Origin of the sequence: Chitinophaga sp. 22308 (assembly GCF_052045305.1) — a bacterium.
GTDB lineage: Bacteria > Bacteroidota > Bacteroidia > Chitinophagales > Chitinophagaceae > Chitinophaga > Chitinophaga varians_A.
On the sequence record NZ_JBQEOP010000004.1, the window covers coordinates 332,040 to 345,458 of the forward strand.

Genomic DNA, 13,419 nt, shown 5'->3' on the forward strand with positions numbered 1-13,419 from the left:
TTATTTCAAAGTCCGAAACCTGCAATATCATTATTCCTGAAAATATACCCGTTTCACCCGCTGTGAAATTCCTGTTAATATTTCATAGGCAATGGTGTCCGCCCAATCGGCCAATTGCTGCACTGACAGGTCCTGGCCGAAAACGATCACCTCATCGCCTTCCATGATATCAGGGATATGGGTCACGTCCAGCATCAGCATGTCCATGGCCACTGCGCCGATAACGGGCGCGAGTTTGCCTCGGATCAGCATTTTACCTGTGCCGTTGCCCATTCTGCGGGGGTAACCGTCGGCATAACCAATACGCACAGTGGCGGTCACGGCCGGCCCTTTGGCAGTCCAACGGGCACCATAACCCACCGTGTCACCGGCTTCCAGGTTCTTCAGCTGTGCCACCGTGGTTTTCAGGGTGCTGACATTCCGCAGCTGGTCCTGGATGCCATTGCTGTAATCGAGGCCATACATGCCAATGCCCAGTCTTACCATGTCCAGATGCAGGTCCGGATGACGGGTAATACCGGAACTATTGGAAATATGACGGATAACGGTATAACTCAGCGCTTTCTGCAGCTCATGGCTCATTTCATAGAATAAACGGCCCTGCTGTTGTGTCAGCGCGTCTTTCTCCGGGTCTTCGCTGGCTGCCAGGTGACTGAAAATAGACTGCACTTTGAGCAACTGGTTGGCCGTGAGGGCCTGCGCCAGTTCGGGGATATCCTTCTTTACAAAGCCGAGCCGGTGCATACCGGTGTCCAGCTTGATATGGATCGGGAATTCGGTCTTGCCGGCAGCGCTCACCTCTTCCATAAACTGCAGCAGGATGCTCATAGAATAGATCTCCGGTTCCAGGTTCCAGTGCAGGATGGCATCGAAACTGGCTGGTTCGGGGTTCATCACCATAATCGGCATGGTAATGCCGGCACGGCGCAGTTCCACGCCTTCATCGGCATAAGCCACGGCGAGGTAGTCTATCCCATGGAATTGCAGCAGGTTGGCTATTTCAAAGCTGCCGCTGCCATAGGAAAACGCTTTTACCATGGCCATCAGTTTGGTGCCTGGTTTCAGCAAAGACTGGTACTGCTTCACATTATGAGCGATAGCTGTCAGGTTGATTTCCAGGATGGTCTGGTGTGCTTTCTGCTCCAGCAGTTTACCGATACGCTCAAACTGAAAAACACGGGAGCCTTTCACCAGAATGGTTTCGTTCTCGAAATCATCGGCATTGAACTGCTGCACATATTCGTCGGTCGTATTGAAAAACTGTGTCTTTAAGCCTTCCACCTGCTGGAAACTTTTCTTTTCCCGGCCGATGTTTTTGCCGATGGCAATGAGTTTATTGATGCCTTTTTTCTGTAATAGGTCGGCCACTTCCTCATACAGGATAGCATCGCTTTTGCCGCTTTGCAGGATATCGCTCAGGATCACGGTGCGGGTGGCATGTTGTTGTTGCTGTTGCAGGAAATCGAGCGCAATGGTCAGTGAGCCCAGATCGAGGTTATAGGCGTCATTGATCACGGAGCTGTTGTTGATGCCCTGTTTCAGTTCCAGTCGCATGGCCACATTGCTCAGCAGGTCCATCCGTTGTTGTATCACTTCCTGCTCTTTGCCCAGGTACAGCATCAGGGCCCAGCAGTGAATGGCGTTTTCGATGGAGCCCTCATCTACAAAGGGAATGCTGATATGTAATGTTTCCTGTTTGTACAGGGCCTCAATACGGGTCTGGTTATCGTGTTTGTCGATGGTGACGATGCGCAGGTCGGCGTCTGTTTTGCGGGACCAGGAGAACAGTTCCGGGCCACCACCACCTTCCTGGTTTTCTCTTTTGCCTACCTGGTTGTGGAAAGACAACACACATTCGTTGAGTGCGAGGTAGTCTTTACAATAGATAAGAATATCGCTTTTAGCAAAGAGGACCAGTTTTTCGTTGATCTTTTGCCGGATGTTAAGAAACCCTTCACTATGCGCTTCGCCGATATTGGTGAAGATGCCAACAGTAGGACGTATGATCTTCTCCAGGTTCACCATCTCACCGGGCTGTGAAATACCGGCTTCAAAAATAGCCAGCTGATGTTCAGGTTTCATCTGCCATACGGAGAGTGGCACACCTATCTGGGAGTTGTAGCTCTTCGGGCTGCGCACAATGTTATAATCCTTTTCCAGCAATTGGTACAACCATTCTTTCACGATGGTTTTACCGTTGCTGCCGGTGATACCGATAACCGGAATATGGAACTGCTGCCGGTGGAATGCTACCAGCGTATGCAGCGCCTGCAGGGTATCTTTTACCAGGATAAAGTTGGCTTTAGGATATTTTTCCAAAGGCACGGGTTCACTCACAATGAAGTTGCTGACCCCTTTGCGGTACAGCTCTTCAATATACTGATGAGCGTTGCGCCGGGGGCTAACCAGGGGTATGAACAGGGATGTTTCCGGAAAACTCAGCTTCCGGCTGTCCAGTAAGAGATGTTCAATTTCAGAAAATCCAGTCTCTTGCAACAATTCCCCTTTGAGCGTCTTGTTAATGCTTGCTGCGTTATACACTTTTATCAGATTTGAATAATCATTAACAACTGCTGTGACTCTTGAAGCAGTCATTTTATTACTAGGCTTTTCTTTCCGGTGACTCATTTTTCTGATGACGGAGGGAATACCAGATTGACCCTCCCAGACAAAGAACAATCACTAACAGCGATACATATATCGGTATATGGATAAAGTAATCTGCCAGCATTTTCAGTCCTATGTATATCAGTACGATGGCAATACCCTGGGGCAGATAATCAAATTTATCCACCGCCCCTCTCAACAAAAAGAACAGGGACCGTAATCCCAGTACCGCAAATATGTTGGAGGTGTACACCACGACCGGTTGTTGTGATATGGCAAATACCGCCGGAATGGAATCCAGGGCGAAAATAATATCGGTTACGGCAAGCATCACGACTACTACAGATAACGTAGTCAGATACACCTTATTATTTCTGCGGACCACAAATTTTCCATCTGCCTCTTCATGCGTTACCCGCAGGTATTTGTTCATAAACCGGTAGGCCACATTTTCTCCCGGTTTAAATTCATCATCCGGTTTCGCTGTAAACATCTTATATCCGGTATACAACAGAAATGCGCCAAAAAGGTACAATATCCAGTGAAACCGCGCGATCAACACCACTCCCACACTGATGAAAATAGCCCGAAAAACCAACGCCATCAGGATACCTATCAATAATACACGCGAGTAGTGCTCTTCCTTTATTTTAAAGAAACCAAAAATGAGAATAAATACAAAAATATTGTCCATAGAGAGTGATTTCTCCATGAGATAAGCACTCATGAAACTGATGGCTGTATCTGCACCATCTTCAAACCACATAAATCCAAAGAACAATACTGCAAGCCCTACCCAGAAAATGCTCTGCCACAGAGCCGTTTTTAGCGTTGTTTTGGTGTTTTTTTTACTAAATAAACCCAGGTCAAAAACTAAAGCCAGGACTATCACAATGCCGAAAATGAGATATGTCCACTGGATGGGTGTCATGAGACGCTCGCTTTTTGTGAAGGGCAAAGATATGTATTTATCCACGCAAAGGCGTCAGACATACCATTGGCAAAGTGCATATAATAAAGTTAAAACCGAATGACGCCGGTCATCATTTATTTGTATGGGTTAAAAAAATAATATTTTTTGCTGAGATGTGTTTGGTATTGCAGGCTGATTTATGTGCCTTTATTCGGCAAACTTACGCTGGCGCACAAACTGGAATACCATCGCGAAAAGCAATACCAGTCCTATTGGCACCAGGAAGCAGATAGCCTGCCATTTTGTTTTTTCCTTTTTTATTTTTTCTGTGTCCAGCAATCGGAGCGCGAGCTCCTTGTTCCGGCTTTCCATAATACCGCTCTTACCGCTCAGATATTCGAGACAGTTAAGAAAAAACTCTTTATTGGCGAAGGCAAAGCCGGGATTAAACTCATTAATGCCCATTTGCAACGGGCCGTCTTTGCGGGACACTGCATTGGCTATAAGGTCTCCATCGCTGACAACGATCATTTTATTAGCAGTATCAGCTGCTTCCCGGAAGGGATGCCCGCTTACCTGCTGAAAAGCGGCCATAGTGGCCTGGTCCAGGCGGTTGCGGAACAGTGAGGTGAAACGCCCTTCCAGCAATACGGCCGCAGGGATGTGCTGCTCGCGGTATTCCCGGATATTGGGTTTTGTTTTTACAATGTCCCAGCTAACCTGTGCCGGTATACGTACACGACGACTGCTGCGGGAGGTGGTCAGCAGGATGGTTTTCTTTACTCCTTCTGCTTTAACGGTGTCCATAGAGCTGACAAAGCGGCTCAGTACCATATCCATATTTTTTACAATAGGATGTGCGCCGGTAGGCGTCAGCATCGGGAAATAAGGAAATGGCACTGGTTGTATCTGCGGCCTGTTGCCCACATTGCCCACTACCAGCGGCACGATGTCTGCCTGCAGGTCCTGCACGAGGTCCTGGTTGATACGCACGCCATAACGGAATAACAGGTCTTCCAGGTTCAGCCCTCTGTCGAATGCAAGAAATTCAGAACGCTGGTGCAGGCTGTCCATAGCGGCGTTGGTTTCATCCAGAAACCACAACACTTTTCCACCGTTCATGACATACTGATCGATCTTTAATTTGTCCTGATCGCTGAAAGCCGTCGCAGGCTTGGCAAACAGGATGATATTGAAATCCTGCGGGATAGCAGGAACAGATTGCAGCGTCAGCGTGTCCAGTCCGTAACCGGATTGCAGCGTGGTGAGCGCGTCATATACTTCTGCGCCCAGAGATTCTCCATGGCCCAGCATATAGCCTACCAGCGGCTTTTTCTCTTCCTGCAATTTGCTAATGGCGTTGGCAAACTGGTATTCCAGCAAGGCTTCCGAGCTGTTCATGGTCTGCAGGGGATCTTGTCCGCCCTGGTTTTTCAACAGGTTCACGCCGATCGTTTTCCCTTTGTAATGCACCAGTGCGCCGGGAAAGATGAGCTTTTCGGAATAGCTCTCGTTGGCATCTTCCTGTACTTTCATATTAAACGGCATGATGCCCTGTGCGGTAAGCTCACCGAAGAACTTCATGCGGGATGAGTCGGAAAGGCCCTGCCCCGGATTGATGAAAGTAACGCGGATATTTTGTTTGCCGTATTCACGGAATTCGTCCAGCAGCTCCTGTGTGGACTGTGCCAGCTGTTTGAAGGTGGCAGGATAGTCCCCTTTCAGGAACACTTCAATATCTACCGGGCTGTTGAGCTGCCGGAGCAGCTGTTTGGTCCCGCTGGTGAGCGTATATCTTTTTTCAGCAGTCAGGTCCCATCGGCCGTGGAAGTAGGCCGCGGCTATATTCACCCCTATAAGTACCAGGATAATGACCAGTGCCCGCTGTATGTATTTTTTTCGTTTAGCCATACTGTTTATATTAACCGTTCTGCCAGAGTTTTCTTTGTAGGGATAATTTGGTGAGATATAACATCAGCCCGATGACGCTGATAAAGTAGATGATATCGCGGCTGTCGATGACGCCCCGGCTGATAGACGTATAGTGGAAGCGGATACCGGCCATTTGCAGGTAGTAATCGGCGCCACCGCTGAAAGCGGGGATTTTGCTGAGCGCATCGAAGCCATTGTAAAAGATATAGCTGGTGAAAACGGCAATCAGAAAGGCGATCATGGCATTGGCCGTAAGGGAGGAGGCCCACAGGCCGATAGCAGTGAAAACGGCGCCCAGCAGGAACAGGCCGGTGTAGGCGCCCAGCATGCCGCCGTTATCGAGCTGTTGCGGGTTTACGCTCAACTGCCGCACGGCGATGTAATACACCACGGTTGGTACCAGGGAGATGCCTACAATCAGCAGGCTGCCCCAGAATTTACCCATCACAATCTGCCACCAGCTGAGTGGTTTGGTGCTCAACAGCTCCATGGTGCCGGTTTTGAACTCATCGGCAAAACAGCGCATGGTGATAGCAGGTATAAGCAGCAGGTAGATCAACGGAGCAAGGTCGAACAGCGGGTCCAGGTTGGCATAGCCGGTGTCCAGCAGGCTGGTGTCCGGGAATACGAAGAGGAACAGGCCGTTTGCCAGTAAAAACAGCACAATGGCCACATAACCCGTGACGCTGCTGAAAAACTGGTTTATCTCTTTCTTAAAGATGGCAAGCATGGACAGTTGTGTAAGGATTAGGATACATAAAAATACAAATATATAAGATTATGGTTGCCGGGAAGAAAATCATGGATGTGCCCAGGAAGCGCTGTCCTGCAGATGTCCTTCCAGGTACATTTCCCAGAGGGGGCTTTCGGCCCGCAACTGTTGAACGGTGCTGGTAACGGTACGGATAGCATAATCGATTTGCTCGTCGGTAGTGAACCGGCCCAAAGCGAAGCGCAGGGAGGCATGGGCGAGATCGTCGCCAATACCGAGGGCTTTCAGCACATAGCTGGGTTCCATGGAGGCCGCTGTACAGGCGGAGCCGGAAGAGAGTGCAATTGTTTTGTTGAATCCCATCAGTAAGGTGGTGCCTTCTATATATTTAAAGGAAATATTCATGACATGCGGCAGCCGGTGTTCTACGGAACCATTCACATGTGCCTGTTCTATTTGTAATAACGCATCCTGGAGGCGGTTTCGCATGAGCGACAATCTTTTTGCCTCAGACGACATTTCCTGTTGGGCCAGCTCACAGGCTTTACCCAGTCCTACGATGCCGGGCACGTTGAGGGTACCGGAGCGCATGCCTCTTTCATGGCCGCCGCCGTCCATCTGGGCGGTGAGTTTCACCCGCGGATCGCGGCGCCGCACATACAGCGCACCTACGCCTTTGGGCCCGTACATTTTATGGGCGCTGAGCGTGAGCAGGTCAATATGATCGTTGAGCACATTGACCGGTATTTTACCAACAGCCTGGGACGCATCGCAGAGATAAATGACGCCGTGCTTTTTGGCAATGGCGCCAATGGTCTGCACCGGATGAATGACGCCGGTTTCATTATTGGCGTACATGAAGGCAATGAGGATGGTCTGCGGGGTGATAGCGGCTTCCAGCGCTTCCGGGTCAGGAAGGCCTTCACTATTGACCGGCAGATAAGTGACTGCCGCGCCTTTTTTTTCTAAATGTTTGCAGGTATCCAGTACAGCTTTGTGTTCTGTTTGACAGGTAATGATATGATTGCCTTTGGCGGTATAGGTCTCAAAAACGCCTTTGATGGCGAGGTTCACCGCCTCAGTGGCGCCTGAGGTAAAGACGATCTCCTGTGGTTGCGCCCCTATCAATCGGGCTACCTGTTCCCGGGCCTGGTCCACGGCTGCTTCCGCTGACCAGCCAAAGGCGTGGCTGCGACTTGCCGCATTACCAAACATCACGGTGAAATAGGGCAACATGGCTTCCAGTACCCTTGGATCACAGGGGGTGGTGGCGTTGTTGTCCAGGTAAACGGGCAGATCTAACATATTCTCTTTATTTTTTATATTATCTCCCAAACAATCCAAATCTACGACATAAGTTCTATTTTTACCGGGTTAAGAAAGACAGTAATTAATCATACCGGTAAAAGAATTTCCCATGTTAAAAGTTGAGCATATCGGAATTGCGGTCACATCCCTGGACGTGTCTGTTCCGTTATTTGAGAAACTATTGAACACACCCTGTTATAAAAAAGAAGAAGTAGACAGTGAACAGGTACAGACCGCTTTTTTTCAACAGGGTGAAACCAAGATAGAATTATTGGAAGCTACGGGGCCGGACAGTGCCATTGCTAAATTTTTGGCTAAAAAAGGAGAAGGAATGCATCACATCGCTTTCGAGGTGGCGGATATTTATGCGGAAATGGCCAGATTGCAGCAGGAAGGCTTCGTTTTGCTGCAGGAAACCCCCAAAAAAGGAGCTGATAACAAGCTGATTTGTTTCCTACATCCTAAAAATACGAATGGCGTTTTGATCGAAATTTGTCAAGAGATCAAATAACGAATTCATTATACATATTAAAATTTAATAATTAAATTTATTTTAATTTTTTTTCCATTTTAGCAATCCAAACAGATAATGTGATACGTAGATAATTACGAGTGACCCTGAAAGGGACCCTAAAAACCAAAATCAGAAATAATAAATGCCCAAAAATTTTTGACTTTTTTGAACAAATATATTTTCTGATATGTTATCTCAATAAAAGACAATCAAAAACAAAAAATAAAAAAAGACAGACCTTTTATTAACGCAAGATATTATAAAACTTATAGTTAATATATGCTGTAAGTTTTCACGATTACTCTAAAGTTGGCATAGGTTATGAACACCTGCGGGTTTTTTAGCTTGCAGGTCTTTTTTTTTAGCTAACTCCACACTTTCTCCTTTTGTCTCTTTTAGTATTTTAAAAGAAACAAAACTTCAAAAAAGGGCGGATAGTTTATTGAATATCTAAAATGGCAATGGAAGCAGTTGTTGAATTAGTTCGCTAATCAGGTTTAATCACAGCTGCATTACAGTTTACTGTCGTTGTTGTTATTTTCTGCCTATAAGTACTGCATATAGGCGTTTAAGGTATTAAACGCATTTGTTTTCAGATTATTGTAACGGAGCGTTTATTGAAATCAAATCAGAATAACTTACATCATAAAAAAAGCCCCTGCTGATCAAACAGCAGGGGCTTTTTTTATGATGTAAAATTTTTTTTAGTTGAAGATATACCGGATACCCACTTGTCCTTGCCAGCGGGAAAGCGCGTTGGTATTGTCTCTCCAGGAATTGGTAACGGGGATCTGGTTGTCCTTGTCCTGGTAAGGGAAAGAGAATGCCGGTGCGGCGGTAGGTTTACCGGTAGCATCGCGGAGTTGTCCTTCATATTTCAGGAAGTTAGGCACATTGGCAATCTGATAGGTACCCCATCTTCTGTTGAGCAGGTTGCCGAAATTGATGATATCAAAAGTCAGGCGCAGCGTGTGTTTGTTTTTCTGTTTGCCGCTGAACACGAAGATATCCTGTGTGATGTTCAGGTCCATCCGTTTGAAGAATGGCAGCACTACGGCATTGCGCTCTGCATACTGACCGCGGTGGTGGCTCAGGTAATCATCCTGTTTGATGAAATTGTCCAGCTGGTTCCAGATAACCGTTTCACTGCGTTTGTCCGCAGGGTTGCTGGCATCGAAATTTTTATCACCATAACCTACCGGTACCAGTTTGATATCATTTTTGGTTGCCGGAATAAATATCAGGTCATTGTTACCGCCGGAGCCGTCATTATTGAGGTCGCCATTGTAAGTATAGGAAATAGCCCCGTTAGGCGCGGCTTCAAACACCATACCGACAGACGTGGCGAAGTTCTTCGCCCAATTGAAACGGTAAGTAGCTGCGGCAATAATACGGTGCGGCAGATAGTAGTTGGAATAACCCAGGGACGCTTCATTAGGATCGCCGCTTACCGGACGGTCACGCCAGTTGCCCTGCGCAATAGTACCGCCATCATTGATGGAGCGAGACTTGCTGTAGGTATACGCTGCGCTCAGGTACAGGTTAGGCAGGTTTTTCTGCACCTGTAAAGTAACGAAGTAAGAATAGCCTTTGCTGGTATTACGCATCAGGATGGCATCGCTGATATTTGGATTACCGAGGCTGGTGCCTGCACCGTAGATTTTGGTGCTGCTGTAACGCAAACGGTGGTCCGGCGTGCTGTCCAGCTGGAGGCCGGTAGCAGGCAGGTTCACGTTCTGGAAGTATACGGCATTGATATCTTTGGAATAGTTGCCTTCCAGTGTGGCCACGATGCCCCAGGGCAGCTGACGGTCTACTGCCAGGGTTGCTTTCAATACCTGCGGATATTTGAAGTTGGGATCAATTACCGCAATGTTATATTGTTTGGATGGTTCAGTGGTGACTACACGGTACTTGCCCGGGTCTGCATTGAAGGCATACGGAATAGTGGAAGCGGGATTGTTGGGATCTGTCTGTGCAACAAAAGATCCGAATTGCACGCCGTTGTTGCCTGCCTGGTTACTCAGCCATACTGCCGGCGGAGGACCGGAGAACAGGCCAATGCCGCCACGTACCTGTGTTTTGCCATCATGGGTTGCGTCCCAGTTGAAGCCGATGCGCGGAGAGAACATCGGTTTGGTTTTAGGCGCACGGCCTACGTCCAGATGAATGCCATCGCGGAAAGTCAGCGTTGTCAGCGAATCGTTTCTGTCGAAAGTGCTTCCGATAACGGGTACGTCTATACGTAAACCATAGGTCAGCGTAAAGTGATTGGTGATGCTCCATTTGTCCTGGACGAAGGCGCCCAGTTCCAGCTGGTTGATTTTAGCATACGGGAAAGAACCGTCTTTGGTAGTGGTATAAGACAGCGCGTAACGGGAGGCGGTAAGCGCGCCGGTCTTTGCGCTGGCGTAAAAATCAGTCATCGAATTGAAACGGTAGTTGCCCATATAGTTGGGAGCAAAACCGTTCAGGAACGTCTTGTAATAGTTCTGGGTACCGATGGTGATTTCATGTTTACCACGATAGAGATTATAGATATCGGATATCTGGAACACGTTTGTGTTCAGTTTATTGTTGTAGGTAAACGGCTCATAACCGAAAGCGGTGTAGCTGTTGCCTTGTCCGTCGAGGATATCCACCAGCGGGAATTCTTTAGCAGACAGCGGGGTCCTGAAATCGCGCATGGCGGAGAAACCTACCTGTAATTTGTTGGAGGCGCGGTTGCCGATGCGGGTGTTCAGCTCGGCGATGAAGATATTGAAGTTGTTATTAATCGTATATCCGCTGCCGCTGAAAGGCAGACCGGTACTGCTGGGCTGGCGGCCTGCTCCCGGTGCGCCGCTGTTGCTGGCGGGAATGTCTTTGTAAGATTTGAGGTAGTTGTATTTGAAAGTAAACGTATTGTTTTCGTTTACGTTCCAGTCAACTTTAACGGTGATTTTATCGCTGGAAGTGCGGTAAGTGTAATCCTGGTAGTCACCGGGGTTATACTGGTAGTTGTCGATCAGGAACTGGCGCAGTGCGTTCAGTGTATCGGCTACCGCCCTGGAAACGTTGCCTGTGGCAGGTGCGCCGGCTTTACTGTTAGCAATCAGGCTGGTAGCAGGTGCAGTGATTCTTTCCTGTTCAGCGCTCACGAAGAAGAACAGTTTGTTCTGTACGATAGCGCCGCCGGCGGAGAACCCGCGCAGGTTGTAATCGAAGACAGGTTTGGTAACGGTGGCATTGCCTACTTTCAGGCCCTGCAGTCCGGGTGACTGAATATAAGTGTACACAGAGCCTTTGAACTGGTTGGTACCGCTTTTGGTAACGCTGTTGATGCCTGCGCCGGAAAAGCCGCCTTGTTTCACGTCATAAGGGGAAACGTTTACCTGTATCTGTTCCAGCGCTTCGAGGCTGATTGGCTGAGAGGCGGTCTGGGAGCCGAGTGTAGGCTGCAGGCCGAAAGAGTTGTTAAAGTTGGCGCCATCAACCGTGATGTTGTTGAGCTGATTGCTTCTGCCGCCGATATTAAGACCATTGGCGGAAGGGGTAAGTTTGGTAAAGTCCTGCATGGAGCGGGTGATAGTGGGCAGGCGGTCCATCTGCGCACGGGTGATCACTTCCTGGCTGCCGGTGCGGGCTTTGTTGATTACTTTGTTTTGTGCGGCGGTTTTCACCACAATTTCATTCAGGGTGCTGGTACTCTGTTGCAGCTTGATGTCCGCTTTGTATTCCTGCCCCAGCTGGAGGAATATGTTTTCCCTTTTTTCATCTTTGAAACCAATGTAAGACACGGTGAGGACGTAAGGGCCGCCCACACGGAGGTTAGGCAGGTTAAAGCGTCCGTCTTTACGGGAAACGGTCACATAGCGGGTACCGGTTGGCTGATGCAGGGCTACGATACTGGCGCCTGGAACGGGCCCGTCGCCACTGCCGATGATGCCGGCAATGTCTGCGGTGGTTTCCTGGGCAAAAATCAAAGCAGGGATTAGCAGTATGCAAACCAGCATACATAGGGTTTTACACCAATTGTTCTTGTGCATTACGATTCAGATTTTGGGCAAATATCAAATGAGAAATAATAGCATTAAAAATAATACAATTATGAAATCATTAATATTTCGCCCAAAAAATCTGCATAAATAAATTACGCGATCACTTTTTCCATACCGGTGCTGCGGGAGCCTTTGATCAGTATATGTGTGTCCTGGAACTGTTGCTGCTGAAGCCATTTGGCTGCTTCTGCTGAGTTATCAAGATAAATGTAAGGATGGTTGACCTTTTTAAAATCACCGCCCACCAGCACTACTGCTTCCCAGTGGTGACGTTGTAATTGTTCTACCAGGGCTTCGTGTTCTTTGATGCTGTCTGTACCCAGTTCCATCATGGCGCCCAGCATCAGTACTTTTTTAGGGGCCTCGATGCCCACGAAGTTGTCGATGGCAGCTTTCATGCTGGAGGGGTTGGCATTATAGGCGTCCATGATAATAGTGTTGGAGCCTTGCTGCATGACCTGTGAACGGTTATTGGACGGCGTATAGGCGGCGATGGCGGGACCGATTTTTTCTGCCGGCACTTTAAAGTGGCTGGCTACCGCTACTGCGGCCATCACATTAGGGAAGTTATACGCGCCTGTAAGTTTGGTTTGTATGAATCCGATGTTATCGTTGGCCACTTCAACACCCAGCAGTGCTTTGTCTGCTGCGGGCGTGCCGGTGTAGTCGGCGTCTTTGCTGCCGTAAGTAATAATATGGGAGATGCCCTTGCTCATGTCCATGAGATAGGGATAGTCGTTGCAAACGAATACGGTGCCGCCGTTGGCGCGCAGGTAATCATACAGTTCCCCTTTGGCGATGCGGACACCTTCTTCGCTGCCGAACCCTTCGAGGTGGGCTTTGCCGATATTGGTGATGATGCCATGGGTAGGCAATGCGATGGTGCAGTAGCTGGCGATCTCTTTCTGATGGCTGGCGCCCATTTCAATAACGGCAATTTCCACGTCCGGCTTAATGGCCAGGATGGTCAGCGGCACCCCGATATGGTTGTTGAGGTTGCCGATAGTGGCGAAAGTTTTGAAACCGGCAGACAGGGCGGCGTTGACCAGCTCTTTCGTAGTGGTTTTACCGTTAGTGCCGGTAATGGCGAGGAAGGGAATGTTTAACTGTTTCCGGTGCCATAAAGCGAGTGCCTGCAGGGCTTCCAGTACATTGTCTACCAGCGCCATTTTGTCTGGCTGCGTGTAATACGCGGCCTCGTCCACCACGGCGAAGGCTGCGCCCATTTCCAGTGCTTTGGCAGCAAATTCATTGCCGTTGAAATTATCTCCTTTCAGGGCAAAGAAAATATCATTCGGTTGCAACTTGCGGGTGTCTGTCTGAATGCTGCCATGCTGCAGATAGATATGATAGATTTGTTCTATGGTCACGAGTGGAAGATTTTCTGCAAAAT

Annotated in this window: 8 protein-coding genes; 1 reads left to right on the plus strand and 7 read right to left on the minus strand. The window is 48.5% G+C overall.

Annotation, left to right across the window (positions count from 1 at the left end; translation table 11 throughout):
* Positions 1-30 precede the first annotated feature (30 nt).
* The 5 genes from ACTJJS_RS17450 to ACTJJS_RS17470 form a co-directional block, all read right to left on the minus strand.
* A complete protein-coding gene (locus ACTJJS_RS17450) occupies positions 31-2,541 on the minus strand; it encodes a bifunctional UDP-N-acetylmuramoyl-tripeptide:D-alanyl-D-alanine ligase/alanine racemase (RefSeq protein ID WP_440664636.1) in 2,511 nt (836 codons plus the stop codon).
* Between the two features lie 61 nt (positions 2,542-2,602).
* On the minus strand, positions 2,603-3,538 hold the full coding sequence (locus tag ACTJJS_RS17455) for a TerC/Alx family metal homeostasis membrane protein (RefSeq protein ID WP_440664637.1): 936 nt from the start codon (positions 3,536-3,538) through the stop codon (positions 2,603-2,605).
* 189 nt (positions 3,539-3,727) lie between these two features.
* On the minus strand, positions 3,728-5,431 hold the full coding sequence (gene gldG / locus ACTJJS_RS17460; RefSeq protein WP_440664638.1) for a gliding motility-associated ABC transporter substrate-binding protein GldG: 1,704 nt from the start codon (positions 5,429-5,431) through the stop codon (positions 3,728-3,730).
* 10 nt (positions 5,432-5,441) lie between these two features.
* On the minus strand, positions 5,442-6,182 hold the full coding sequence (gene gldF, locus ACTJJS_RS17465; RefSeq protein ID WP_440664639.1) for a gliding motility-associated ABC transporter permease subunit GldF: 741 nt from the start codon (positions 6,180-6,182) through the stop codon (positions 5,442-5,444).
* Between the two features lie 69 nt (positions 6,183-6,251).
* Entirely contained in the window at positions 6,252-7,469 is a 1,218-nt protein-coding gene (locus tag ACTJJS_RS17470; RefSeq protein WP_440664640.1) for an IscS subfamily cysteine desulfurase, read from the minus strand.
* A gap of 112 nt (positions 7,470-7,581) precedes the next feature.
* Between ACTJJS_RS17470 and mce the strand changes: the two genes are divergently transcribed.
* Positions 7,582-7,983, plus strand: a complete 402-nt coding sequence (mce, locus tag ACTJJS_RS17475) for a methylmalonyl-CoA epimerase (protein WP_440664641.1) — start codon at positions 7,582-7,584, stop codon at positions 7,981-7,983.
* A gap of 707 nt (positions 7,984-8,690) precedes the next feature.
* On the opposite strand, the gene ACTJJS_RS17480 is transcribed toward mce, so the two are convergent.
* Complete coding sequence (locus ACTJJS_RS17480; RefSeq protein WP_440664642.1) at positions 8,691-11,981, minus strand: TonB-dependent receptor; 3,291 nt, start codon at positions 11,979-11,981, stop codon at positions 8,691-8,693.
* 137 nt (positions 11,982-12,118) lie between these two features.
* A complete protein-coding gene (locus ACTJJS_RS17485) occupies positions 12,119-13,396 on the minus strand; it encodes a UDP-N-acetylmuramoyl-tripeptide--D-alanyl-D-alanine ligase (protein WP_440664643.1) in 1,278 nt (425 codons plus the stop codon).
* Between the last annotated feature and the right edge of the window lie 23 nt (positions 13,397-13,419).